At 71.7% G+C, this 25,344-nt stretch carries 20 protein-coding genes and 1 pseudogene; 19 read left to right on the forward strand and 2 right to left on the reverse strand.

Annotated features, from left to right (window positions below):
- Nucleotides 1–128 precede the first annotated feature (128 nt).
- The 5 genes from yajC to IE225_RS24375 all read left to right on the forward strand — a co-directional run bounded on the left by yajC (nt 129) and on the right by IE225_RS24375 (nt 7,133).
- On the forward strand, nt 129–632 hold the full coding sequence (gene yajC, locus IE225_RS24355) for a preprotein translocase subunit YajC (protein WP_268250017.1): 504 nt from the start codon (nt 129–131) through the stop codon (nt 630–632).
- Between the two features lie 135 nt (nt 633–767).
- A complete protein-coding gene (gene secD / locus IE225_RS24360; protein ID WP_190059733.1) occupies nt 768–2,576 on the forward strand; it encodes a protein translocase subunit SecD in 1,809 nt (602 codons plus the stop codon).
- 3 nt (nt 2,577–2,579) lie between these two features.
- Nucleotides 2,580–3,689 (forward strand): protein translocase subunit SecF, encoded by a 1,110-nt coding sequence (secF, locus tag IE225_RS24365; protein WP_190059734.1) that lies wholly within the window; start codon nt 2,580–2,582, stop codon nt 3,687–3,689.
- Complete coding sequence (locus IE225_RS24370; protein WP_190059735.1) at nt 3,686–4,225, forward strand: adenine phosphoribosyltransferase; 540 nt, start codon at nt 3,686–3,688, stop codon at nt 4,223–4,225. Before secF ends, IE225_RS24370 begins: the two co-directional genes overlap by 4 nt.
- A 367-nt stretch (nt 4,226–4,592) precedes the next feature.
- The gene (locus IE225_RS24375) at nt 4,593–7,133 is read left to right on the forward strand and encodes a RelA/SpoT family protein (RefSeq protein WP_190059736.1); all 2,541 of its coding nucleotides are present in this window, start codon (nt 4,593–4,595) and stop codon (nt 7,131–7,133) included.
- Nucleotides 7,134–7,271: 138 nt separating this feature from the next.
- Here IE225_RS24375 and IE225_RS24380 read toward each other — a convergent pair whose 3' ends face one another.
- Together IE225_RS24380 and IE225_RS24385 are read right to left on the reverse strand one after the other, a co-directional pair.
- Nucleotides 7,272–8,501, reverse strand: coding sequence for a DUF349 domain-containing protein (locus tag IE225_RS24380; protein WP_190059737.1), 1,230 nt, complete (start codon nt 8,499–8,501; stop codon nt 7,272–7,274).
- A gap of 155 nt (nt 8,502–8,656) precedes the next feature.
- Entirely contained in the window at nt 8,657–9,493 is an 837-nt protein-coding gene (locus tag IE225_RS24385) for a peptidylprolyl isomerase (RefSeq protein ID WP_190059738.1), read from the reverse strand.
- A 191-nt stretch (nt 9,494–9,684) separates the two neighbouring features.
- On the opposite strand from IE225_RS24385, the gene IE225_RS24390 reads away from it, so the two are divergent.
- From IE225_RS24390 to aroB, 14 genes and pseudogenes are all read left to right on the forward strand, one after another.
- Nucleotides 9,685–10,398 (forward strand): MBL fold metallo-hydrolase, encoded by a 714-nt coding sequence (locus IE225_RS24390; RefSeq protein ID WP_190059739.1) that lies wholly within the window; start codon nt 9,685–9,687, stop codon nt 10,396–10,398.
- A 13-nt stretch (nt 10,399–10,411) separates the two neighbouring features.
- Nucleotides 10,412–11,674 (forward strand): histidine--tRNA ligase, encoded by a 1,263-nt coding sequence (hisS, locus tag IE225_RS24395; protein WP_190059740.1) that lies wholly within the window; start codon nt 10,412–10,414, stop codon nt 11,672–11,674.
- Nucleotides 11,675–12,093: 419 nt separating this feature from the next.
- Nucleotides 12,094–12,753 carry a vitamin K epoxide reductase family protein gene (locus tag IE225_RS24400; RefSeq protein WP_190059741.1) on the forward strand — a complete coding sequence of 220 codons (660 nt, stop codon included), beginning with the start codon at nt 12,094–12,096 and terminating at the stop codon, nt 12,751–12,753.
- An 84-nt stretch (nt 12,754–12,837) separates the two neighbouring features.
- A complete protein-coding gene (locus IE225_RS24405; protein ID WP_190059742.1) occupies nt 12,838–14,238 on the forward strand; it encodes a replication-associated recombination protein A in 1,401 nt (466 codons plus the stop codon).
- 471 nt (nt 14,239–14,709) lie between these two features.
- Nucleotides 14,710–15,324: a 30S ribosomal protein S4 gene (gene rpsD / locus IE225_RS24410; RefSeq protein WP_190059743.1), complete on the forward strand. Its 615-nt coding sequence runs from the start codon at nt 14,710–14,712 to the stop codon at nt 15,322–15,324.
- 283 nt (nt 15,325–15,607) lie between these two features.
- A pseudogene (locus IE225_RS24415) lies at nt 15,608–16,042 on the forward strand (DUF948 domain-containing protein); the annotation flags it as partial.
- Between the two features lie 105 nt (nt 16,043–16,147).
- On the forward strand, nt 16,148–16,516 hold the full coding sequence (locus tag IE225_RS24420) for a hypothetical protein (protein ID WP_190059744.1): 369 nt from the start codon (nt 16,148–16,150) through the stop codon (nt 16,514–16,516).
- The gene (alaS, locus tag IE225_RS24425; RefSeq protein WP_190059745.1) at nt 16,516–19,188 is read left to right on the forward strand and encodes an alanine--tRNA ligase; all 2,673 of its coding nucleotides are present in this window, start codon (nt 16,516–16,518) and stop codon (nt 19,186–19,188) included. Before IE225_RS24420 ends, alaS begins: the two co-directional genes overlap by 1 nt.
- 100 nt (nt 19,189–19,288) lie before the next feature.
- The gene (gene ruvX, locus IE225_RS24430) at nt 19,289–19,753 is read left to right on the forward strand and encodes a Holliday junction resolvase RuvX (RefSeq protein ID WP_190059746.1); all 465 of its coding nucleotides are present in this window, start codon (nt 19,289–19,291) and stop codon (nt 19,751–19,753) included.
- 120 nt (nt 19,754–19,873) lie between these two features.
- Nucleotides 19,874–21,580 carry an endolytic transglycosylase MltG gene (mltG, locus tag IE225_RS24435; RefSeq protein ID WP_190059747.1) on the forward strand — a complete coding sequence of 569 codons (1,707 nt, stop codon included), beginning with the start codon at nt 19,874–19,876 and terminating at the stop codon, nt 21,578–21,580.
- Entirely contained in the window at nt 21,561–22,400 is an 840-nt protein-coding gene (locus IE225_RS24440) for a shikimate dehydrogenase (RefSeq protein WP_190059748.1), read from the forward strand. The genes mltG and IE225_RS24440 overlap by 20 nt, the downstream gene beginning before the upstream one ends.
- A 154-nt stretch (nt 22,401–22,554) precedes the next feature.
- On the forward strand, nt 22,555–23,739 hold the full coding sequence (gene aroC, locus IE225_RS24445; RefSeq protein ID WP_190059749.1) for a chorismate synthase: 1,185 nt from the start codon (nt 22,555–22,557) through the stop codon (nt 23,737–23,739).
- Nucleotides 23,736–24,251 (forward strand): shikimate kinase, encoded by a 516-nt coding sequence (locus tag IE225_RS24450; protein WP_229879998.1) that lies wholly within the window; start codon nt 23,736–23,738, stop codon nt 24,249–24,251. Before aroC ends, IE225_RS24450 begins: the two co-directional genes overlap by 4 nt.
- The gene (gene aroB, locus IE225_RS24455) at nt 24,248–25,339 is read left to right on the forward strand and encodes a 3-dehydroquinate synthase (protein ID WP_190059750.1); all 1,092 of its coding nucleotides are present in this window, start codon (nt 24,248–24,250) and stop codon (nt 25,337–25,339) included. Before IE225_RS24450 ends, aroB begins: the two co-directional genes overlap by 4 nt.
- Nucleotides 25,340–25,344 lie beyond the last annotated feature (5 nt).

The raw sequence follows: 25,344 nt of genomic DNA on the forward strand, positions 1-25,344 counted from the left end.
ATGCTGAGCGTTGTTCCCTGTGCGCGGACTCGCTTAGACTCCGCCGATGCCGCCTTTGCGGGCGGTGCGCCCACCCCCATCCACCAGGCCGCCCATCGCCGCGGTCGTGCGAAGGAAAAACTCGTCCCGTGAATAACCTCGTGACCTTCCTCCCGTTCATCGCGATCATCGGGGTTATGTTCCTGATGACTCGGTCGGCCAAGAAGAAGCAGCAGCAGGCCGCCGAGATGCGGAACCAGATGCAGCCCGGTTCCGGCGTCCGGACCATCGGTGGCATGTACGCGACGGTCAAGGAGGTCAACGAGGACACGGTCCTCCTCGACGCCGGCCCTGGTGTGGAACTGCTGTTCGCCAAGAACGCGATCGGTGCCGTCCTCACCGACGACGAGTACAACCGCATCGTCCACGGCATCGAGCACGACCTGAAGTCCGACGTCGTCCCCGACGACGCCCCCTCCCTCACCGAGACCGACGAGCCCGCCGCCGACGCCTCCGACGACAAGCCCCTCGACCTCGGCAAGAAGGACGCGGCCGAGGAGCCGTCCGACACCGCGGCCCCGGCCGCGCGGGACGACAAGACGGCGGAGGACGAAGCGCCGAAGAAGACCGACGGCGGGCCCGAGGCGAAGTAGCCACCTCCCGCGGCGCGCGGCCGGCAGTCCGCGCGCCGCGGGAGCGTGCGCGCCTCGCCCACAAGCCCCAGACCATGTGATGGCCGCCGCCGCGCCCGGACGGCGCCGGCGCGGCCCGAGAGGGAGTACGAGAAGGTGCCAGCACCCAAGAGGGGCCGCAGCGCGAACGCCCAGAGCAAACCGTGGCGCTCGCTGGCCCTCATCCTGATCGCCATCGTGGCGCTCACCGGAGGCATGTTCGCCTCCGGACAGACCACTCCGCGTCTCGGCATCGACCTGGCCGGCGGCACGAGCATCACCCTGGAGGCGGTCAACGAGCCGGGGCAGCCCAACGCGATCAACAAGACCAACATGGACACGGCGGTCGAGATCATGAACCGCCGTGTCAACGGTCTGGGTGTCTCCGAGGCCGAGGTCCAGACGCAGGGCGACCGGAACATCATCGTCAACATCCCCCGGGGCACCAACTCCAAGGAGGCCCGGGAGCAGGTCGGCACCACCGCCAAGCTGTACTTCCGCCCGGTCCTGCAGCGCGAGGTCAGCGGCGCCGCGGCCGGCACGAGCCCCAGCCCCTCGCCGAGCGCGTCGGGCACCGGCAAGACCGGCAAGACCGGCACCAACGGCAAGCAGAAGGCGAGCTCCGGCTCCCCCAGCCCGTCGGCCTCCGCCACCTCGCAGGGCCGCGCCGTCACCGACGCGCTGAAGGCCGACGCGACCCCGAGCACCTCCGCGTCCGCCAAGAACTCCGCGAGCGCCAAGACCTCCGCGTCCGCCAAGGCCTCCGCCACGCCCTCCGCGAGCCGCGGCTCCGGCAACGGCGACGCGAGCAGCCGGCTCCAAGCCCGGTACGCGGCCCTGGACTGCAGCAAGCCCGACCAGCGGGCCACCGCGGGCAAGGGCGCCAAGCCCGGCGAGCCCACCGTCGCCTGCGGCAAGGACGGCAAGACCTGGAGCAAGTTCCTGCTCGGCCCGGTCGCCGTCGACGGCACCGAGGTGAAGAAGGCCCGGGCCGTCCTCGACACCCAGACCGGCGGCGGCTGGCAGGTCCAGATGAACTTCGACTCCAGCGGTTCGAAGAAGTTCGCCGACGTCACCGGGAAGCTGGCGCAGAAGACCACCCCGCAGAACGAGTTCGCCATCGTCCTGGACGACGAGGTCGTCTCCCACCCCTACGTCAGCTCCGCCATCACCGGCGGCAGCGCGGAGATCTCCGGCAGCTTCACCCAGGAGGAGGCGCAGAACCTCGCCAACATGCTGTCGTACGGTGCGCTCCCGCTCTCCTTCAAGGAGCAGAGCGTGACCACCGTCACCGCCGCGCTCGGCGGCGAGCAGCTGCACGCCGGCCTGATCGCCGGCGCCATCGGCCTCGCGCTGGTCGTCATCTACCTGGTGGCCTTCTACCGCGGCCTGTCGGTCATCGCGATCGCCTCGCTGATCGTCTCCGCCGTCCTCACCTACGTGATCATGTCGCTGCTCGGCCCCACCATCGGCTTCGCGCTGAACCTGCCGGCGGTCTGCGGCGCCATCGTCGCCATCGGCATCACGGCGGACTCGTTCATCGTGTACTTCGAACGCGTCCGCGACGAGATCCGGGAGGGCCGCACGCTGCGCCCCGCGGTCGAACGCGGCTGGCCGCGCGCCCGGCGCACCATCCTGGTCTCCGACTTCGTGTCGTTCCTCGCCGCCGCGGTGCTGTTCATCGTCACCGTCGGCAAGGTGCAGGGCTTCGCGTTCACCCTGGGCCTGACCACCCTGCTCGACGTGGTCGTCGTGTTCTTCTTCACCAAGCCGCTGATGACCCTGCTGGCCCGCCGGAAGTTCTTCGCCAGCGGACACCGCTGGTCCGGCCTGGACCCGAAGAGCCTGGGAGCCAAGCCGCCGCTGCGCCGCACCCGCCGCCCCGCCGGTCCCGCCGCCGGCCCCGTCGAGACGAAGGAGGCGTGAGAGATGTCGAAGATCGGCAACCTCGGCGCCCGACTGCACCGTGGCGAGGTCAGCTACGACTTCATCGGCCACCGCAAGATCTGGTACGGCATCTCCGTCCTCATCACCATCACGGCCGTCCTCGGCCTGGCGGTGCGCGGCCTGAACATGGGCATCGACTTCCAGGGCGGCGCCGTCTTCACCACCCCGAAGACCGGCGTCTCCGTGGCCCAGGCCGAGCGCTACGCGCAGGAGGCCTCCGGCCACCCCGCGGTCGTGCAAAAGCTCGGCACCGGCGGCCTGCGCATCCAGGTCGCCGGCATGGACACCCAGCAGTCCGACGAGGTCAAGAACGACCTCGCCAAGGACTTCGGGATGAACCCGGAGAAGATCGGCGCCGACCTGGTCGGCCCAAGCTGGGGCGACCAGATCGCCAACAAGGCCTGGCAGGGCCTGGCGATCTTCATGGTGCTCGTCGTGATCTACCTGGCGATCGCGTTCGAATGGCGGATGGCCGTCGCCGCGCTCGTCGCCCTGATCCACGACATCACCATCACCACCGGCATCTACGCCCTGGTCGGCTTCGAGGTGACCCCGGGCACCGTCATCGGTCTGCTGACCATCCTCGGTTACTCGCTCTACGACACGGTCGTCGTCTTCGACTCCCTCAAGGAGCAGACGAAGGACATCACCAAGCAGACCCGGTTCACCTACAGCGACATCGCCAACCGCTCGATCAACGGCACCCTGGTCCGCTCCGTCAACACCACGGTGGTCGCGCTGCTGCCGGTGGCCGGCCTGCTGTTCATCGGCGGCGGCTTCCTCGGCGCCGGCACGCTCAACGACATCTCGCTGTCGCTGTTCGTCGGCCTCGCGGCCGGCGCGTACTCCTCGATCTTCATCGCCACGCCGCTCGTCGCCGACCTCAAGGAGCGCGAGCCGCAGATGCGGGCGCTGCGCAGGCGGGTGCTGGCCAAGCGCGCCCAGGCCGCGGAGGGAGACCTCGTGGACGCCCGCTCCGGCGCCGGGAACGCCGAGGACGCCGAGGACGCGGCTCCCGCCGGCGTGGGCCCGCGCAGCCAGCCCGCCTCCCGCAGCCGCGGCCGGGGCCGACCCTCGGGGAAGCGCCGATGACCGACATCAAGGAACTGCTGCTCAGCCGTATCCGGGACGTCGCCGACTACCCGGAGCCGGGCGTGATGTTCAAGGACATCACCCCGCTCCTGGCGGACCCGGCCGCCTTCACCGCGCTCACCGACGCCCTCGCCGAGATCGCCGGCCGCAGCCGCGCGACCAAGGTGGTCGGCCTGGAGGCCCGCGGCTTCATCCTGGGCGCCCCGGTCGCCGTCCGCGCCGGCCTGGGCTTCGTCCCCGTCCGCAAGGCGGGCAAGCTCCCCGGAGCCACCCTGCGCCAGTCCTACGACCTGGAGTACGGCTCCGCGGAGATCGAGGTGCATGCCGAGGACCTGAGCGCCGGCGACCGCGTGCTGGTCGTCGACGACGTCCTCGCCACCGGCGGCACCGCCGAGGCGTCCCTGACGCTGATCCGCCGCGCCGGCGCGCAGGTCGCCGGTGTCGCGGTCCTCATGGAACTCGGCTTCCTGGGCGGCCGCGCCCGCCTCGAACCGGCCCTGGGAGGGGCCTCTCTGGAGGCCCTGCTCACGGTCTGAGACCGCACGATCCGGGACTGCACGGTCCGGATCTCACGGTTCGGGACCTCGCGGTCCGGGACCGAGGGCGCACCGACATGGTCCGCACCCCCGGGGACGTCCCTGGGGGTGCGGACCTTTTTCCGAGCCCCGCAGGCCCGGCTTCCTCCGGCTCATTGCAGGCCGGCTCCCTCCGGGCTCCGCGGACCGGCTTCCGCCCCGCACGGATCATCGCCGGAATCCCGCCGGAATCCCCGGACCGCCTCCCGTGTTCCGGGAGCGGGACGGCCCCTGCTTCGGCCGGAAGGCGATCCCCGGAACACGGGATCGCTACCATGGGGTTTCCGGAGCCTGACCGGGGGACCCGGAACGCGCACGAGGAGTCCTCTTGCCAGACGAGGCCCAGCCACTGACCGCCGCCAAGCCCGAGGGTGCCTCGGGACCCGCGGCGAAGCCCGCGCCGCACGCGGCGGCGCACGCGCAGAACGATGCCCGCGGGCCGGTCGAGCACGCCCAGTCCGCGCCCGTGGACAAGACCGCCGAGCAGGCGCGCCCCAAACCGGCCCCGCCCGAGCGGCCCGCCCAGCCCCCCACGGTCCGCACCCCGGCCTCCCCGCCCGCGCGCTCCGGCTCCTCCAACCGCGTCCGGGCCCGCCTCGCCCGCCTCGGCGTCCAGCGCGCCAACCCCTACAACCCGGTGCTGGAGCCGCTGCTGCGGATAGTGCGCGGCAACGATCCGAAGATCGACGCCGCCACCCTGCGCCAGATCGAGCGCGCCTACCAGGTCGCCGAGCGCTGGCACCGCGGCCAGAAGCGCAAGAGCGGCGACCCGTACATCACCCACCCCCTCGCCGTCACCACCATCCTCGCCGAGCTCGGCATGGACGCCCCCACCCTGATGGCGGGCCTGCTGCACGACACCGTCGAGGACACCGAGTACGGCCTGGACCAGCTGCGCCGCGACTTCGGCGACACCGTCGCCCTGCTCGTCGACGGCGTCACCAAGCTGGACAAGGTCAAGTTCGGCGAGGCCGCCCAGGCCGAGACCGTGCGCAAGATGGTCGTCGCCATGGCCAAGGATCCCCGCGTCCTGGTCATCAAGCTCGCCGACCGCCTGCACAACATGCGCACCATGCGCTACCTCAAGCGCGAGAAGCAGGAGAAGAAGGCGCGCGAGACCCTGGAGATCTACGCGCCGCTCGCCCACCGCCTGGGCATGAACACCATCAAGTGGGAGCTGGAGGACCTCGCCTTCGCGATCCTCTACCCCAAGATGTACGACGAGATCGTCCGCCTGGTCGCCGAGCGCGCCCCCAAGCGCGACGAGTACCTCGCCAAGGTCATCGACGAGGTCCAGGCCGACCTGCGCGCCGCCCGCATCAAGGCCACCGTCACCGGCCGCCCCAAGCACTACTACAGCGTCTACCAGAAGATGATCGTCCGCGGCCGCGACTTCGCGGAGATCTACGACCTGGTGGGCATCCGCGTCCTCGTCGACACCGTCCGCGACTGCTACGCCGCACTGGGCACCGTCCACGCCCGCTGGAACCCCGTTCCCGGGCGGTTCAAGGACTACATCGCGATGCCCAAGTTCAACATGTACCAGTCGCTGCACACGACGGTCATCGGCCCCGAGGGCAAGCCGGTCGAGCTGCAGATCCGCACCTTCGACATGCACCGGCGCGCCGAGTACGGCATCGCCGCGCACTGGAAGTACAAGCAGGACGCCGTCGCCGGCGCCTCCAAGATCCGCACCGATGCCCCGAGGACGTCCGGCAAGGACAAGGACGCCATCAACGACATGGCGTGGCTGCGGCAGCTGCTGGACTGGCAGAAGGAGACCGAGGACCCCAGCGAGTTCCTGGAGTCCCTGCGCTTCGACCTCTCCCGCAACGAGGTCTTCGTCTTCACCCCCAAGGGCGACGTCATCGCGCTCCCGGCCGGGGCGACCCCGGTGGACTTCGCGTACGCGGTCCACACCGAGGTCGGCCACCGGACGATAGGAGCCCGGGTCAACGGCAGGCTCGTACCGCTGGAGTCCACCCTCGACAACGGCGACCTGGTGGAGGTCTTCACCTCCAAGTCACCCGGCGCCGGCCCCTCCCGGGACTGGCTCGGCTTCGTCAAGTCGCCGCGCGCCCGCAACAAGATCCGCGCGTGGTTCTCCAAGGAGCGCCGCGACGAGGCGATCGAGCAGGGCAAGGACGCCATCGTCCGCGCCATGCGCAAGCAGAACCTGCCCATCCAGCGCATCCTCACCGGCGACTCGCTGGTGACGCTGGCGCACGAGATGCGCTACCCCGACATCTCCGCGCTGTACGCGGCGATCGGCGAGGGGCACGTCTCCGCGCAGAACGTCGTGCAGAAGCTCGTGCAGGCGCTCGGCGGCGAGGAGGCCGCCACCGAGGAGATCGACGAGGCGGTGCCGCCCACCCGCGGGCGCGGCCGCAAGCGCCGGACCAGCGCCGACCCCGGCGTCGTCGTCAAGGGCGCCGACGACGTGTGGGTCAAACTGGCCCGCTGCTGCACCCCCGTCCCCGGCGACCCCATCATCGGCTTCGTCACCCGCGGCAACGGCGTCTCCGTGCACCGCAGCGACTGCCTCAACGTGGAGTCCCTCTCCCGCGAGCCCGAGCGCATCCTGGACGTCGAGTGGGCACCCACCCAGTCCTCGGTCTTCCTGGTCGCCATCCAGGTGGAGGCCCTGGACCGCTCCCGCCTGCTGTCGGACGTCACCCGCGTCCTGTCCGACCAGCACGTCAACATCCTCTCCGCGGCCGTGCAGACCTCCCGCGACCGCGTCGCCACCTCCCGCTTCACCTTCGAGATGGGCGACCCCAAGCACCTGGGGCACGTCCTGAAGGCGGTACGGGGCGTGGAGGGCGTCTACGACGTGTACCGGGTGACGTCGGCCCGCAACCGGTCGTAGGACGCCCCGTCCCGGTCACAGGACACCGGCCCGCACCCGGCCGCGGTGCGCCGGGGGAAACACGGCGAGGGCCCCGTACGACGCGTACAGGGCCCTCGCCGTGTCCGGAAGGAGGCGGTCGTCAGGAGGAGGCGGCCGTCAGCTGCCGAACTCCTGCAGCGCCTTCAGCGCCTGGTCGAGCAGGGCCTGGCGGCCCTCCAGTTCCTTCTCGAGCTTCTCCGCCCGGGCGGTGTTGCCCTGGGCGCGGGCCTGCTCGATCTGGGACCTGAGCTTGTCCACGGCGGCCTGGAGCTGGCCGGTGAGCCCCTCGGCGCGCGCACGGGCCTCCGGGTTGGTGCGTCGCCACTCGGCCTCCTCGGCCTCCTGCAGCGCCCGCTCCACGGCGTGCATCCGGGCCTCGATGCGCGGACGCGCGTCCCGCGGCACGTGCCCGATGGCCTCCCACCGCTCGTTGATCGAGCGGAACGCGGCCCGCGCCGCCTTCAGGTCCGTGATCGGCAGGAGCTTCTCCGCCTCCTCGGCCAGTTCCTCCTTCAGCTTCAGGTTCTCCGCCTGCTCGGCGTCCCGCTCGGCGAAGACGGAGCTGCGGGCCGCGAAGAAGACGTCCTGGGCACCGCGGAAGCGGTTCCACAGCTCCTCCTCGTGCTCCCGCTGGGCGCGTCCCGCGGCCTTCCACTCCGCCATCAGCTCGCGGTAGCGGGCCGCCGTCGGCCCCCAGTCGGTCGAGCCCGACAGCGCCTCCGCCTCGGCGACCAGCCGCTCCTTGACGCGGCGGGCCTCCTCGCGCTGCGCGTCCAGCTGCGCGAAGTGCTGCTTGCGCCGCTTGGAGAACGCCGAGCGGGCGTGCGAGAAGCGGTGCCACAGCTCGTCGTCCGACTTGCGGTCCAGGCGGGGCAGGCGCTTCCACTCGTCCACCAGCGCGCGCAGCCGCTCCCCGGCCGCCCGCCACTGGTCCGACTGCGCCAGCCGCTCCGCCTCGGCGACCAGCGCCTCCTTGGCCCGGCGGGCCTCCTCGGCCTGCCTGGCCCGCTGCGCCTTGCGCTCCTCGCGGCGCCGCTCGACGAGCTCGGCGAGCTTGTCCAGGCGGGCGCGCAGGGCGTCCAGGTCGCCGACCGCGTGGTGGGCGTCGACCTGCTCGCGCAGGTGATCGATGGCCGCGTGGGCGTCCTTGGCGGACAGATCGGTCGTCTGCACCCGCTTCTCGAGGAGGCCGACCTCGACCACCAGGCCCTCGTACTTGCGCTCGAAGTAGGCCAGCGCCTCGTCGGGGGAGCCGGCCTGCCAGGAGCCGACGACCTTCTCGCCGTCGGCCGTCCGCACGTACACGGTCCCCGTCTCGTCGACGCGGCCCCACGGGCTGCTGCTCACAGCGCCTCCTCCACATGATGCCTGCGGGTCTCGCTCACCCCTGGGCATCGTCCACAGTTTCGTCACGGCCAACATAGGCGACCGGCGGGTTGCCTGTCCGCATCCCGCGCGACCGAAATTCCGCAGTTCGGGGTCGGGAGAGGGGCAGGACGGGGTCAGGACTTCGTCACCGTCGCCTTGTCGATCACGACCGTCGCGTTGGGCGCCCCGTCGCCCTGGCCCGTGCTCTCCCCGGCGGCGGCGATCTTCTTCAGCACCTTCATGCCGGATGCGGAAACCGTACCGAACGGGGTGTAGTTGGGCGGCAGCGGACTGTCCTGGTACACGAGGAAGAACTGGCTGCCGCCGGTGTGGCGCCCCTGCTTGGTCTGCGCGTTGTACTGGTTGGCCATCGCCACCGTGCCCGCCGGGTACACGCCGCCCTTGAGGCTCTTGTCCTTCAGGTTCTCGTCCGGGAGCGTGTAGCCGGGACCGCCGGTGCCGGTGCCGGTCGGGTCGCCGCACTGCAGCACGTAGATGCCGTTGGTGGTGAGCCGGTGGCACTTGGTGTGGTCGAAGTAGCCCTTGCCGGCGAGGAAGGCGAAGGAGTTGACCGTGTGCGGCGCCGCCGACGCCTTCAGCGCGACGTCTATCCCACCGCAGGTCGTGGCGAGCTTCAGCGTGTACTTCGCCGACGTGTCGATCGTCATCGCCGGCTCCTTCTTCCACGTCAGCTTCTTCACCGAGCCCTTGGCCGGCTTGGCGCAGGGGTCCGGGGCCTTGCTGGTCGCCGAGGCGCTGGGACTGGCGTCCGCGCTCGCGTTCTGCTGGTCGTCGCTCTCGAAGACCCCGGTGGTGTACGACACCACGCCGGCCACCAGGACCACGCCCAGCACCGAGGCGATCACCGAGTTGCGGATCCGTGCCTTGCGCCGGGCCTCGATACGCCGCTGCTGCTGCCGCAAGAACTTCTCCCGGGCGAGCTGACGCCGCCGCTGCTCCTGGCTGACCACCGGGTTGACTCCTCATGCGTCTGGATGGGTCGACGGATACGCGTGCGTCCGGTGAGACGACCGCCTGCGTGTGCCCCGTACCGTATATGGGTTCGCTGAGGAATCGGCAGCGCCGGTAGGCTCTGACGGCAGGCCGTAGCCGCCCGCATCCGACAGCAACGACGTACAGACCGACACAACGAAGGACGATCGTGCTCATTGCCGGGTTCCCCGCCGGGGCCTGGGGGACGAACTGTTACCTCGTCGCCCCCGCCGCCGGTGAGGAGTGCGTGATCATCGACCCCGGCCACCAGGCCGCCCCCGGAGTCGAGGAGGCGCTGAAGAAGCATCGGCTCAAGCCCGTCGCCGTCGTCCTCACCCACGGCCACATCGACCATGTCGCCTCGGTCGTCCCCGTATGCGGCGCCCACGACGTGCCGGCGTGGATCCACCCCGCCGACCGGTACATGATGAGCGACCCGGAGAAGGCCCTCGGCCGCTCCATCGGGATGCCGCTGATGGGCGAGCTGACGGTGGGGGAGCCGGACGACGTCCGCGAGCTGGCCGACGGCGCGACGCTCCGGCTGGCGGGCCTGGAGCTCACCGTGTCGCACGCGCCCGGCCATACCAAGGGGTCGGTGACCTTCGGGCTGCCCGAGGCGGCGGACGTCCCGCCGATCCTGTTCTCGGGCGACCTGCTGTTCGCCGGCTCCATCGGACGCACCGACCTGCCCGGCGGTGACATGGCCGAGATGCTCGACTCGCTGGCCCGCGTGTGCCTGCCCCTCGACGACTCGACCGTGGTGCTGTCCGGACACGGCCCCCAGACGACCATCGGCCGTGAACGCGCCACCAACCCCTATCTGCAGCAGGTGGCCGCCGGCCAGGGAGCCCGCCAAGCCGGGGCTCCCCGACGAGGAATGTGACGAGAGACCTTCCGTGAGCACCTTCAAGGCACCCAAGGGCACCTACGACCTGCTTCCGCCGGACAGCGCCAAGTACCTCGCCGTCCGCGAGGCGATCGCCGCCCCGCTGCGCGCCTCCGGCTACGGCTACATCGAGACGCCCGGCTTCGAGAACGTCGAGCTGTTCGCGCGCGGTGTCGGCGAGTCCACCGACATCGTCACCAAGGAGATGTACGTCTTCGAGACCAAGGGCGGCGACCGCCTCGCCCTGCGCCCCGAAGGCACCGCCTCCGTGCTGCGCGCGGCCCTGGAGGCCAACCTGCACAAGGCGGGCAACCTCCCGGTCAAGCTGTGGTACTCCGGCTCGTACTACCGCTACGAGCGCCCCCAGAAGGGCCGCTACCGGCACTTCTCCCAGGTCGGCGCCGAGGCGATCGGCGCGGAGGACCCGGCACTGGACGCCGAGCTGATCATCCTCGCCGACCAGGCCTACCGCTCGCTGGGGCTGCGGAACTTCCGCATCCTGCTCAACTCGCTGGGCGACAAGGAGTGCCGCCCGGTCTACCGCACGGCCCTGCAGGACTTCCTGCGCGGCCTGGACCTCGACGAGGAGACCCGCCGCCGCATCGACATCAACCCGCTGCGCGTCCTGGACGACAAGCGCGAGTCGGTGCAGCGGCAGCTGCGGGAGGCGCCGCTGCTGCGGGACTACCTGTGCGACGCCTGCAAGGCGTACCACGAGGAGGTCCGCGAACTGATCACGGCGGCGGGCGTCGCCTTCGAGGACGACCCCAAGCTGGTGCGCGGCCTGGACTACTACACCCGCACCACCTTCGAGTTCGTCCACGACGGCCTCGGCTCCCAGTCCGCCGTCGGCGGCGGCGGCCGGTACGACGGCCTGTCCGAGATGATCGGCGGCCCCGCCCTGCCCTCCGTCGGCTGGGCCCTCGGCGTGGACCGCACGGTCCTCGCCCTGGAGGCCGAGGGCGTGGAGCTGGACCTGCCCGCCCCGACGGCCGTCTACGCCGTCCCGCTCGGCGAGGAGGCCCGCCGCGTGCTGTTCGCCAAGGTCACCGAACTGCGCCGGGTGGGCGTCGCGGCGGACTTCGCCTACGGCGACAAGGGCCTGAAGTCGGCGATGAAATCGGCCAACCGCTCCGGCGCGCGCTACGCCGTCGTCGCCGGCGGGCGCGACCTCGCCGAGGGCGTCGTCCAGCTCAAGGACATGGAGTCCGGGGAGCAGCGGGCGGTCGGCATCAACGAGATCGTCGCGGAACTCGAGGCGCTGCTGGGCTGACGGTCCCGCGGGCCGTCAACCCCGCGGGCACGCGTTCGTCCTGCCGGACGATTCCGGCGGGCGGGCGCCACGCGTGCGCCGCGCCCCGGGCCCGCACCCGGGACGGATCCGGGGCGGACCCGGGGCCGGTCGTCCCGCCCGCGCCCCGGACGCGGAAGCACCGCCGGGACACCATCGTCGCCGGCGGCGCCGACCTGGGCGTTCGCCGCGGCCAGGCGCTGTACGAGGCCTCACCCCGGACACCCGCCGCGACCTCGTCCGCGTGGCGCGTCACACCGCCGGACATCGGCCGGAATCGAACGTTCGGCCGCGCTTTCGCGTACCTCCTTATGTCCATCGAACGGTGGACGCACGGGTGCGTGCGGCACAATGGCCCCGACCCGAAGAAGGCCCACCCCCAACGTGACGGAATCGGCGTGATGAGCAAGACGACAGTCCGGGACGACGTCTCCACGAAGCCTCAGCCGGAGCGCGCCGACACCGCGCCGCGCACGGTGGGCGGCAGCCGCGCCTTCGCCCTGCTGCTGGTGATCACCGGAGCGGCGGGCCTGCTCGCCTCGTGGGTCATCACGATCGACAAGTTCAAGATCCTCGAGGGCAAGGTCAGCGGCAAGACCTTCACGCCGAGCTGCAGCATCAGCCCGATCATCTCCTGCGGCAGCGTCATGGAGAGCAAGCAGGCCGCCGTCTTCGGCTTCCCCAACCCGATGCTCGGCCTGGTCTGCTACGGCATCGTCGTCTGCGTCGGCATGAGCCTGCTGGCCCGCGCCCGCTTCCCCCGCTGGTACTGGCTGACCTTCAACGCCGGCACGCTGTTCGGCGTCTGCTTCGTCACCTGGCTGATGTTCCAGTCGCTGTACCGGATCAACGCGCTGTGCCTGTGGTGCACCCTGGCCTGGATCGCCACGCTCCTCATGTTCTGGTACGTGACCTCCTTCAACGTCCGCAACGACTTCCTGCCGGCACCGCGCCCGGTGAAGACCTTCCTCGCCGAGTTCACCTGGGTCCTGCCCGTCACGCACGTCGGCATCATCGCCATGCTGATCCTCACCCGCTGGGGCAGCCAGCTCTGGGCCTGAGTCCCGCTGGTTCAGTCCCGCCGGTTCAGTCCCGCCGGTTCCCGGGCCCGGGCACTGTCGGTGCGGTGACATAGGGTTGCCGACGTGGAGCCCGACCTGTTCACCGCCGCAGCAGAGGAGCGCCGGGAGAAGGACCCGGCCGCCAGCCCCCTGGCCGTACGGATGCGCCCGCGCACCCTGGACGAGGTCGTCGGCCAGCGGCACCTGCTGAAGCCCGGATCGCCGCTGCGCCGCCTGGTGGGCGAGGGCGCGCCGGGGCCGGCCGGACCGTCCTCGGTGATCCTGTGGGGTCCGCCCGGCACCGGCAAGACGACCCTGGCGTACGTCGTCTCCCAGGCCACCAACAAGCGGTTCGTGGAACTGTCGGCGATCACCGCGGGCGTCAAGGAGGTCCGCGCGGTCATCGACGGCGCCCGCCGCGCCAGCGGCGGCTACGGCACCGAGACCGTCCTCTTCCTCGACGAGATCCACCGCTTCAGCAAGGCCCAGCAGGACTCCCTGCTGCCCGCGGTGGAGAACCGCTGGGTCACCCTGATCGCCGCGACCACCGAGAACCCGTACTTCTCGGTCATCTCCCCGCTGCTGTCGCGGTCCCTGCTGCTGACCCTCGAACCCCTCACCGACGACGACGTCCGCGACCTGGTGCGGCGCGCCCTGACCGACGAGCGCGGCCTGAAGGGCGCCGTCACCCTCCCCGAGGACACCGAGGCCCACCTGCTGCGCATCGCCGGCGGCGACGCGCGGCGCGCGCTGACCGCGCTGGAGGCCGCCGCCGGGGCCGCGCTCGCCAAGGGCGAGAGCGAGATCGGCCTGGAGACGCTGGAGGAGACGGTCGACCGGGCCGCCGTGAAGTACGACCGCTCGGGCGACCAGCACTACGACGTCGCCAGCGCTCTGATCAAGTCGATCCGCGGCTCCGACGTGGACGCCGCGCTGCACTACCTGGCCCGGATGATCGAGGCCGGCGAGGACCCCCGCTTCATCGCCCGCCGCCTGATGATCTCCGCCAGCGAGGACATCGGGCTCGCCGACCCCCACGCCCTGCCCCTCGCGGTCGCCGCCGCGCAGGCCGTCGCCATGATCGGCTTCCCCGAGGCCGCCCTGACCCTGGCCCACGCCACGATCGCCCTCGCCCTCGCCCCCAAGTCCAACTCCGCGACCCTGGCGATCGGCGCCGCCCTGGAGGACGTGCGCAAGGGCCTGGCCGGCCCGGTCCCGCCCCACCTGCGCGACGGCCACTACCGGGGCGCCGCCCGGCTCGGCCACGCCCAGGGCTACGTCTATCCCCACGACGTCCCCGGCGCCATCGCCGCCCAGCAGTACGCCCCCGACGCCCTCAAGGACCGCCGCTACTACGAGCCCACCCGCTACGGCGCCGAGTCCCGCTACGCCGACGTCGTCGAACGCGTCCGCGAGCGGCTGCGGGGCGCCCCGGCGCCGACGCGGGCGAGGGAGCGGGAGCGGGAGGAGCCGCGGGAGCCGTGACGGGGGCGGCCGCGGGGCCGGTGGACGGCCACGGGCACGGACGCTCCCCGGCGCGCGGGTGACGGCGCCGGCCGGGGCCCGGCCCGGCCCCAGTGCGGCCCCGGTCCGGCCCTGGTACGGGGCATTCCCGCCGACCCGGTAGACTTCCTGGAAGCGCTGCGTCCCGTGTCCGGACTCCCGAGAGGGGCCGGCACCACCAGAGCGGGACATTCAGCCGGAACCCCACCGCCGTCAGGCACGGGGATCCAGGAGCGTCGCGCACCGACGAACGGTGTCGCGGGCAGCCCACCACCACCCGGCACGCCCCGGGAGAGGTCGGTGGGCCACTCGCGTGCTGCACGGATGTGCCCAGACCGGGGGAGCGGCTGCCCGGCGGGTCCGGCGGACCCGCGGGGAATTCCCCGGCTGCGGATGCGACCTCCCTTAACCCTGGTGAAGCCGTACTACACAGAAACATGAGGTGTTTGGTTCATGGCGAACCAGTCCCGCCCGAAGGTCAAGAAGTCGCGTGCCCTCGGCATCGCGCTGACCCCGAAGGCCGTCAAGTACTTCGAGGCCCGTCCCTACCCGCCGGGTGAGCACGGCCGTGGCCGCAAGCAGAACTCGGACTACAAGGTCCGTCTGCTGGAGAAGCAGCGTCTGCGCGCGCAGTACGACATCTCCGAGCGCCAGCTGGTGCGCGCCTACGAGCGCGCCTCCAAGGTGCAGGGCAAGACCGGTGAGGCCCTGATCGTCGAGCTGGAGACCCGTCTGGACGCCCTCGTCCTGCGCTCCGGCATCGCCCGCACGATCTACCAGGCCCGCCAGATGGTCGTCCACGGCCACATCGAGGTCAACGGCCACAAGGTGGACAAGCCGTCCTTCCGCGTGCGTCCGGACGACGTGGTCCAGGTCCGCGAGCGCAGCCGCAACAAGACGCTCTTCCAGATCGCCCGCGAGGGCGGCTTCGCCCCCGAGGGCGAGACCCCGCGCTACCTCCAGGTGAACCTCAAGGCCCTGGCGTTCCGCCTGGACCGCGAGCCGAACCGCAAGGAGATCCCGGTGATCTGCGACGAGCAGCTCGTCGTCGAGTACTACGCCCGCTGATCTCCCGCCGGCGGCCGTAGGCCCTTCGCCTGCCAGCCCGCCGTCCCCCCGCCGTCCCGGCGGACGGGGCGGCGGGCTGCGGTGTCTGCGCCGCAGCCCGCCGCCGGCGGCCCGTGCCCGGCCCCTCGCGCCCGGCGGCCGGCCGCCCGTTCCTGCGGGGCGTTGTTCCGGTGCCTAATCCGGTACGGGGCGCGAGTCCCGGCGCGATAGGCTCGGTGCACGACTTTTTCCGATGCTCAGGCAGACGCTCGACAGGCACGTTTTCAGGGAGCAGGTGCGCCAAGTGTCCGGTGGAGAGGTGGCCGGAATCCTGGTGGCCGTCTTCTGGGCGATCCTGGTCTCCTTCCTCGCCGTCGCGCTGGCGAGGCTGGCCCAGACGCTCAGGGCGACCACCAAGCTCGTCGCGGACGTGACCGACCAGGCCGTCCCGCTGCTGGCCGACGCCTCCGCGGCGGTGCGCTCCGCGCAGACCCAGCTCGAACGGGTCGACGCGATCGCCTCCGACGTCCAGGAGGTCACGTCCAACGCCTCCGCGCTGTCGACCACCGTGGCCTCCACCTTCGGCGGCCCCCTGGTCAAGGTCGCGGCCTTCGGCTACGGCGTGCGCCGCGCACTGGCCGGCCGCAGGCAGGAGGACGCACCCGCCCGGGCATCGAGGCGTACCGTGATCGTCGGCCGCACCGTGACGACCACGCGGGGACGACAGCGCGGCAGCCGGGGCAACAACCGGGTGAACGACCGGGGCAACAACCGGGGCAACGACCGGGGGAACGACTGGGGCAACGACCGGGGGAACGACTGGGAGAAGAGGACCTGACCGAGCATGTTCCGCCGCGCATTCTGGTTCACCACGGGTGTCGCCACCGGTGTGTGGGCCACCACCAAGGTCAACCGCAAGCTGAAGCAGCTCACCCCGGAGAACCTGGCCGCCGCCGCGGCCGACAGGGCGATCGAGGCGGGCCACCGGCTCAAGGACCGTGCGGTGGGCTTCGCCCTCGAGGTCCGGGACCACATGGCCCGGCGGGAGGCCGAACTCGGCGAGGCGCTCGGCCTGAACGCCCCCGTCGAGCCCGAACTCCCCGCGCCCAGGCGGTACGCCGCCATCGAGAACGCCGTCAAGAACCAAGACAAGCCGAAGCCGTACGTCGCCGACACCACGACGTACACGTACAACCGGAATGAGGACCACTGATGGAGTCGGCTGAGATCCGCCGTCGCTGGCTGAGCTTCTTCGAGGAGCGCGGGCACACCGTCGTCCCTTCGGCGTCGCTCATCGCGGACGACCCGACTCTGCTCCTGGTCAACGCCGGCATGGTGCCCTTCAAGCCGTACTTCCTGGGCGAGACCACGCCGCCGTTCGTCCGCGCCACCAGCGTGCAGAAGTGCGTGCGCACACCCGACATCGAAGAGGTCGGCAAGACCACGCGGCACGGCACGTTCTTCCAGATGTGCGGCAACTTCTCCTTCGGTGACTACTTCAAAGAGGGCGCCATCAAGCTCGCCTGGGAGCTGCTGACCACGCCGCAGGACAAGGGCGGCTACGGCCTGGAGCCGGACCGGCTGTGGATCACCGTCTACCAGGACGACGACGAGGCCGAGCAGATCTGGCGGGACGTCATCGGCGTGCCGGCCGAGCGCATCCAGCGTCTGGGCAAGAAGGACAACTTCTGGTCCATGGGCGTGCCCGGCCCGTGCGGCCCCTGCTCGGAGATCAACTACGACCGCGGCCCCGAGTTCGGCCCCGAGGGCGGCCCCGCCGTCAACGACGAGCGGTACGTGGAGATCTGGAACCTGGTCTTCATGCAGTACGTCCGGGGCGAGGGCACCGGCAAGGAGGACTTCGAGATCCTCGGCGACCTGCCGAGCAAGAACATCGACACCGGCCTCGGCCTGGAGCGGCTCGCCATGATTCTGCAGGGCGTGCAGAACATGTACGAGATCGACACCTCCATGGCCGTCATCAACAAGGCCACGGAGCTCACCGGCGTGCGCTACGGCGACGCCCACGACTCCGACGTGTCGCTGCGCGTCGTCACCGACCACATGCGCACCGCCGTCATGCTCATCGGCGACGGCGTCACCCCCGGCAACGAGGGCCGCGGCTATGTGCTGCGCCGCATCATGCGCCGCGCCATCCGCAACATGCGGCTGCTCGGCGCCACCGGCCCGGTCGTCAAGGACCTCATCGACACCGTCATCGGCATGATGGGCCGGCAGTACCCCGAGCTCGTCACCGACCGGGAGCGCATCGAGAAGGTCGCCCTCGCCGAGGAGGAGCGCTTCCTCAAGACCCTCAACGCCGGCACCAACGTGCTGGACGCCGCCGTCGCCGAGACCAAGGCCGCCGGGAAGAACGTCCTGCCCGGCGACAAGGCCTTCCTGCTCCACGACACCTGGGGCTTCCCCATCGACCTCACCCTGGAGATGGCCGCCGAGCAGGGCCTGAGCGTGGACGAGGAGGGCTTCCGCCGCCTGATGCGGGAGCAGCGGGAGCGCGCCAAGAAGGACGCCCAGGCCAAGAAGACCGGCCACGCCGACCTCGGCGCCTACCGCGAGATCGCCGACACCGCCGGCGAGACCGACTTCATCGGCTACACCGACACCGAGGGCGAGTCCACCATCGTCGGCATCCTCGTCGACGGGGTGTCCTCCCCGGCCGCCACCGAGGGCGACGAGGTCGAGGTCGTCCTGGACCGCACCCCGTTCTACGCCGAGGGCGGCGGCCAGATCGGCGACACCGGCCGCATCAGGACCGACGCCGGTGCCGTGATCGAGGTGCGCGACTGCCAGAAGCCGGTGCCGGGCGTCTACGTCCACAAGGGCGTCGTCCAGGTCGGCGAGGTCACCGTGGGCGCCAAGGCGCACGCCGCCATCGACGCCCCGCGCCGCAAGGCCATCGCCCGCGCCCACTCGGCCACCCACCTCACCCACAAGGCGCTGCGCGACGCCCTGGGCCCCACGGCCGCCCAGGCCGGCTCCGAGAACCAGCCCGGCCGCTTCCGCTTCGACTTCGGCTCCCCCTCCGCCGTACCGCAGTCGGTGATGCTGGACGTCGAGCAGAAGATCAACGAGGTGCTGGCCCGGGACCTCGACGTGCAGGCCGACATCATGAGCCTGGACGAGGCCAAGCGGCAGGGCGCCATCGCCGAGTTCGGCGAGAAGTACGGCGACCGGGTCCGCGTGGTGACCATCGGCGACTACTCCAAGGAGCTGTGCGGCGGCACCCACGTGCACAACACCGCCCAGCTCGGCCTGGTCAAGCTGCTCGGCGAGTCGTCCATCGGCTCCGGGGTGCGCCGTATCGAGGCCCTGGTCGGCGTGGACGCCTACCACTTCCTCGCCCGTGAGCACACGGTCGTCAACCAGCTCACCGAGCTGCTCAAGGGCCGCCCGGAGGAGCTGCCCGAGAAGATCTCCGGCATGCTCGCCCGGCTGAAGGACGCCGAGAAGGAGATCGAGAAGTTCCGCGCCGAGAAGGTGCTGCAGGCCGCCGCCGGGCTCGCCGAGTCCGCCCGGGACGTCCGGGGCGTCGCCGTGGTCACCGGCCGGGTCCCGGACGGCACGACCGCCGACGACCTGCGCAAGCTGGTCCTCGACGTGCGCGGCCGCATCCAGGGCGGGCGGGCGGCCGTGGTCGCCCTGTTCACCGTCACCAACGGCAAGCCGCTGACGGTCATCGCCACCAACGATGCCGCCCGCGAGCGCGGCCTGAAGGCCGGCGACCTGGTCCGCACGGCCGCCAAGACCCTCGGCGGCGGCGGTGGCGGCAAGCCGGACGTCGCCCAGGGCGGCGGCCAGAACCCGGCCGCGGTCGGCGAGGCCATCGAGGCCGTGGAGCGCCTGGTCGCCGACACGGCCGCGTGAGGCGCGGCCGGGACGGCGAGGCAGCCGCAGTGACGAAGAAGCCGCAGTGACGAAGAAGCAGCAGCGATGAAGAAGCCGCAGCGATGAAGAAGCCGCAGTGATGAGAAAAGGACGCCGGCTCGCGATCGACGTCGGTGACGCCCGGATCGGGGTCGCCTCCTGCGACCCCGACGGGATCCTCGCCACCCCGGTGGAGACGGTCCCCGGGCGGGACGTGCCCGCGGCCCAGCGCCGGCTGAAGCAGCTCGTCGAGGAGTACGAGCCGATCGAGGTCGTCGTCGGCCTGCCGCGTTCCCTGCGGGGCGGCGAGGGTCCCGCCGCGGTCAAGGTCCGCGGCTTCGCCGGGACCCTCGCCCGCATGATCGCGCCCGTTCCGGTGCGGCTGGTGGACGAGCGCATGACGACGGTGACGGCCAGTCAGGGGCTGCGCGCCGCCGGGGTGCGGTCGAAGAAGGGACGGTCCGTGGTCGACCAGGCGGCGGCGGTGGTCATCCTGCAGCAGGCGCTCGAATCCGAACGAGTGTCGGGCAAACCACCCGGCGAGGGCGTCGAAGTGGTCATCTGATCGCGATACGGTAACGTTCCGCGCGATGCGGCGGTGTTCGAACAGCCGCCGCACAGAAAGAGGCGGAACGGGAGCCGGAGCGAAGCCGCGCGACCACCGCCTCGCGGCTCTAGGGGATCGATGACTGAGTATGGCCGGGGCCCAGGCTCCGCACCGTGGCATCCGGAGGACCCGTACGGGGACGGCGGATGGGGAGGGCAGCAGACCCACACGGATCCGCAGTCCTCCTACGACGGCCGGCCGCAGCACCATCCGCCCCAGCCGCAGTACGGCGGCTGGGGCGACCAGCAGCACTACGGCGAGCAGTACGGGCAGCAGCACTACACCGACCCGCACCAGCAGCCCCCGTTCGACCCGAGCCGGCAGCAGTCCCACCCCGGGGCGCCGCAGCAGTACCCCCAGTCCGGCTGGAACGACGGCACCGCGCAGCCCTACCCGGCGGACCCCTACGCCCACCAGGGCGCCCCCTACGGCGGGGAGCAGCCCGGCCCCTACGGCGGCGGCCCCGACGCGTACCCGCAGCCGGAGCCGCCGGGCCGCCGGGACGCCGAACCGGAGCCGCGCCCGGACTGGGACCCGGAACCCGGCCAGGACGACCACGCCTTCTTCGCGGGCGGCGGCCGGAACGACCACCCCGAGCGGCCCGGCGCCGACGGGGACGACGGGGACGACGGGGACGGCGAGAACGGCGAGAACACCGGGCGCCGCGGGCGGGCCGGCCGGCGGGGCCGCGGCGGCAAGGGCAAGAAGCGCCGCAACGGCTGCGCCTGCCTGGTGGTGGTGCTGGTGTTCGGCGGCGGGTTGGGCGGTGCCGGGTACCTCGGCTACCACTACTACAAGGATCGTTTCGCCGCGCCGCCCGACTACGCCGGGGACGGCACGGGCGAGATGGTGACCGTGATCATCCCCAAGGGCTCCTTCGGCTCGGTGATCGGCCGGAAACTCAAGGACGCCGGCGTGGTCAAGAGCGTCGACGCCTTCGTGGCCGCCCAGAAGGACAACCCGGACGGCGAAAAGATCCAGGCGGGGGCCTACCTGCTGCGCAAGCACATGTCCGCCAAGAGCGCCGTGGCGATGATGCTCGACCGCAAGAGCCAGGCCAACGTGCTGGTCACACCGGGCGAGCGCAACGCGCGCGTCTACGCGGACATCGACACCAAGCTCGGGCTGCCCGCCGGCACCACCAAGGGCATCGCCGAGAAGCAGTACCGGAGCCTCGGCCTGCCGAACTGGGCGAACACCGACACCGACATAAAGGACCCGCTGGAGGGCTTCCTCTACCCGGGCACCTATCCCGCGGCCAAGGGCATGAAGCCCGAGGCGGTCCTGAAGGAGATGGTGTCCCACGCCAACCAGGCGTACGGGAAGTACGACCTGGCGGCGAAGGCGAAGGCGCTCGGCCTGAAGGGCCCGCTGCAGGTCGTCACGGTGGCCAGCCTCGTCCAGGCCGAGGGCAAGACGCACGACGACTACCGCAAGATGGCGGAAGTGGTCTACAACCGCCTCAAGCCCACGAACACGGAGACCAACCAGCTGCTGCAGTTCGACTCGACCTTCAACTACCTCAAGGGGCAGAGCACCATCCACATCAGCGAGTCCGAGATCAACAGCAACACGGACCCGTACAACACCTACACCCACAAGGGCCTGCCGCCCGGCCCCATCGGCAACCCCGGTGACGACGCGCTGGAGGCGACTCTGAACCCCACGCACGACGGCTGGATCTACTTCGTGGCGACCGACGGCGAGAACAACACCGAATTCGCCAAGACGTACGCCGAATTCCAGAGGCTCAAGGAAAAGTTCAATGCCAGCTCGGGCAACTGACGCCCGCCGGGCCGCGGTGCTCGGTTCGCCGATCGCGCACTCCCTCTCCCCGGTGCTGCACCGCGCCGCCTACGCCGAACTCGGGCTCACGGGGTGGACGTACGACCGCTTCGAGGTGGACGAGGCGGCCCTGCCCGGCTTCCTCGACCGGCTCGGACCGGAGTGGGCCGGCCTGTCGCTGACCATGCCGCTCAAGCGGGCCGTCATCCCGCTGCTGGACGAGATCAGCGACACCGCCGCCTCGGTGGAGGCCGTCAACACGGTCGTGTTCACCGGCGACGGCCGGCGCACCGGCGACAACACCGACATCCCCGGCATGGTCGCCGCCCTGCGCGAGCGCGGCATCGAGCAGGTCGGCGAGGCGGCGATCCTCGGCGCCGGCGCCACCGCCTCCTCCGCGCTGGCCGCCCTGGCCCGCATCTGCACCGGCGACATCACCGTCTACGTCCGCAGCGCGGCCCGCGCCGCCGAGATGCGGCAGTGGGGCGAACGGCTCGGCGTGGCGGTCCGCACCGCGGACTGGGCCGACGCCGAGCGGGCCCTGCACGCGCCGCTGGTGGTCGCCACCACGCCGGCCGACGCCACCGACGCCCTCGCCGCCGCCGTACCGGAGCGGCCCGCCACCCTCTTCGACGTGCTCTACGAACCGTGGCCGACCACGCTCGCGGCCCGCTGGTCGATGTCCGGCGGAGCCGTCGTCGGCGGCCTCGACCTGCTCGTCCACCAGGCGGTGCTCCAGGTCGAGCGGATGACCGGCCGTTCCCCGGCGCCGCTGGGCGCCATGCGCCGGGCCGGGGAGAAGGCGCTCGCCGAGCGCTGACGTCCGTCTGCTGGACCGGCGGCCGGGCCCACCCCCGGACGTGGGAGGATCGTAGGACGGTGGGCCGGGGGTCGCGCACCCGGTCGCGCCGTCGCCGTACGCGAGGACACGCGTACACAGGCAGTAACCAGGGCGCGAGCACTGAGGAGCACCGTTGAGCAGGTTGCGCTGGCTGACCGCGGGGGAGTCGCACGGTCCCGCACTCGTGGCGACACTGGAGGGTCTTCCCGCCGGTGTGCCGATCACGACGGAGATGGTGGCGGACCATCTGGCGCGGCGGCGGCTGGGCTACGGCCGCGGTGCGCGGATGAAGTTCGAGCGGGACGAGGTGACCTTCCTGGGCGGGGTGCGGCACGGGCTCACCCTGGGCTCCCCGGTGGCGATCATGGTGGGCAACACCGAGTGGCCCAAGTGGGAGCAGGTCATGGCGGCCGACCCGGTGGACCCGCAGGTGCTTGAAGGGCTGGCGCGCAACGCGCCGCTGACCCGGCCGCGACCCGGCCACGCCGACCTGGCGGGGATGCAGAAGTACGGCTTCGACGAGGCGCGGCCGGTGCTGGAGCGGGCCTCGGCCCGCGAGACGGCGGCGCGGGTGGCGCTGGGCGCGGTGGCCCGCTCGTACCTGAAGGAGACGGCCGGGATCGAGATCGTCTCGCACGTGGTGGAGCTGGGCGCGGCGAAGGCGCCGCGCGGGGTGTACCCGGTGCCGGGGGACGTGGCGCGGCTGGATGCGGACCCGGTGCGCTGCCTGGACGCGGACGCCTCCAAGGCGATGGTCGCCGAGATCGACCAGGCCCACAAGGACGGCGACACCCTCGGCGGCGTGGTGGAGGTGCTGGCGTACGGGGTCCCCGTCGGGCTGGGCTCGCACGTGCACTGGGACCGGCGGCTGGACGCGCGGCTGGCGGCGGCGCTGATGGGCATCCAGGCGATCAAGGGCGTGGAGGTCGGTGACGGCTTCGAGCTGGCGCGGGTGCCCGGCTCGCAGGCGCACGACGAGATCGTCGCCACGGACGAGGGCGTCCGGCGGGCCTCGGGCCGCTCCGGCGGCACCGAGGGCGGCCTGTCCACCGGCGAGGTGCTGCGGGTGCGGGCGGCGATGAAGCCGATCGCGACCGTGCCGCGGGCGCTGCGGACGGTGGACGTGGCCACGGGTGAGCCGGCCGCCGCCCACCACCAGCGCTCGGACGTGTGCGCGGTGCCGGCCGCCGGCATCGTCGCCGAGGCCATGGTGGCGCTGGTGCTGGCGGACGCGGTGGCGGAGAAGTTCGGCGGCGACAGCGTCGCCGAGACCCGCCGCAACGTGCGCGGCTACCTCGAGAACCTGGCCATCCGGTGAGCGGGCCGCTGGTGGTGCTGGTCGGCCCGATGGGGGTGGGCAAGTCCACCGTCGGGCGGCTGCTGGCCGAGCGCCTGGAGGTCGGCTTCCGGGACACCGACGACGACATCGTCGCCGCGCAGGGCCGCGCCATCGCCGACATCTTCGTCGAGGACGGCGAGGCGGCCTTCCGGGCGCTGGAGAAGGAGGCCGTCGCGGCCGCGCTCGCGCAGCACGACGGGGTGCTGGCGCTGGGCGGCGGGGCGATCCTGGACGCCGGCACCCGCGCCCTGCTGGCCGGGCGGCGCGTCGTCTACCTGTCGATGGACGTGGAGGAGGCCGTCCGGCGCACCGGGCTGAACGTCGCCCGGCCGCTGCTCGCGGTCAACCCGCGCAGGCAGTGGCGGGAGCTGATGGAGGCCCGCCGGCACCTGTACGAGGAGGTGGCCACCGCGGTCGTGCCGACCGACCGGCGCACCCCCGAAGAGGTCACCCAAGCCACCCTGGACGCACTGGAGTTGAAGCAGGCATGAGCGAGTCGGTGACGCGGATCCCGGTCGGCGGCAGCGCCGGCACCGAACCGTACGAGGTCGTGGTCGGCCGTCACCTGCTGGGCGAACTGCCCGGCCTGGTCGGGCAGCAGGCCAGACGGGTCGCGGTGATCCACCCCGAGGCGCTCGCCGAGACCGGCGACGCGCTGCGCGCCGACCTCGCCGAGCAGGGCTACCAGGCCGTCGCCATCCAGGTGCCCAACGCCGAGGAGGCCAAGACCGCCGAGGTCGCCGCCTACTGCTGGAAGGCGCTGGGCACCTCCGGCTTCACCCGCACCGACGTGATCGTCGGCGTCGGCGGCGGCGCCACCACCGACCTGGCCGGGTTCGTGGCGGCCACCTGGCTGCGCGGGGTGCGCTGGATCGCCGTTCCCACCACGGTGCTGGCCATGGTGGACGCGGCCGTGGGCGGCAAGACCGGCATCAACACCGCCGAGGGCAAGAACCTCGTCGGCGCCTTCCACCCGCCGGCCGGCGTGCTGTGCGACCTGGCCGCGCTGGACTCCCTCCCGGTCCACGACTACGTCTCCGGACTGGCGGAGATCATCAAGGCCGGCTTCATCGCCGACCCGGTGATCCTGGAACTGATCGAGGCCGACCCCGAGGCGGCGCGCACCCCGGCGGGCCCGCACACCGCCGAGCTGATCGAGCGCTCCATCCGGGTCAAGGCCGAGGTCGTCTCCTGCGACCTGAAGGAGTCCGGCCGCAGGGAGATCCTCAACTACGGCCACACGCTCGGCCACGCCATCGAGAAGAACGAGCGCTACCAGTGGCGGCACGGCGCCGCGGTCGCCGTCGGCATGCACTTCGCCGCCGAACTCGGGCGCCTGGCGGGCCGGCTGGACGACGCCACCGCCGACCGCCACCGCACGATCCTGGAAGCGGTCGGGCTGCCGCTGCACTACCGCCACGACCAGTGGCCCAGGCTGCTCGAGACCATGAAGGTCGACAAGAAGTCCCGCGGCGACCTGCTGCGCTTCATCGTCCTGGACGGCCTGGCCAAGCCCACCGTCCTGGAGGGCCCCGACCCCGCCCTCCTGCTGGCCGCCTACGGCGAGGTGGGCCGGTAGGACGC

The organism is Streptomyces echinoruber, from assembly GCF_014651135.1.
In the GTDB taxonomy this organism is placed as follows: Bacteria; Actinomycetota; Actinomycetes; order Streptomycetales; family Streptomycetaceae; genus Streptomyces; species Streptomyces echinoruber.

Bases quoted from the DNA above. Each gene is read 5' to 3' on its own strand.
- secF (WP_190059734.1), top strand. From the start codon at position 2,580: ATGTCGAAGATCGGCAACCTCGGCGCCCGACTGCACCGTGGCGAGGTC.
- IE225_RS24370 (WP_190059735.1), top strand. From the start codon at position 3,686: ATGACCGACATCAAGGAACTGCTGCTCAGCCGTATCCGGGACGTCGCC.
- IE225_RS24400 (WP_190059741.1), top strand. From the start codon at position 12,094: ATGAGCAAGACGACAGTCCGGGACGACGTCTCCACGAAGCCTCAGCCG.
- rpsD (WP_190059743.1), top strand. From the start codon at position 14,710: ATGGCGAACCAGTCCCGCCCGAAGGTCAAGAAGTCGCGTGCCCTCGGC.
- IE225_RS24420 (WP_190059744.1), top strand. From the start codon at position 16,148: ATGTTCCGCCGCGCATTCTGGTTCACCACGGGTGTCGCCACCGGTGTG.
- alaS (WP_190059745.1), top strand. From the start codon at position 16,516: ATGGAGTCGGCTGAGATCCGCCGTCGCTGGCTGAGCTTCTTCGAGGAG.
- ruvX (WP_190059746.1), top strand. From the start codon at position 19,289: ATGAGAAAAGGACGCCGGCTCGCGATCGACGTCGGTGACGCCCGGATC.
- mltG (WP_190059747.1), top strand. From the start codon at position 19,874: ATGACTGAGTATGGCCGGGGCCCAGGCTCCGCACCGTGGCATCCGGAG.
- IE225_RS24440 (WP_190059748.1), top strand. From the start codon at position 21,561: ATGCCAGCTCGGGCAACTGACGCCCGCCGGGCCGCGGTGCTCGGTTCG.
- aroB (WP_190059750.1), top strand. From the start codon at position 24,248: ATGAGCGAGTCGGTGACGCGGATCCCGGTCGGCGGCAGCGCCGGCACC.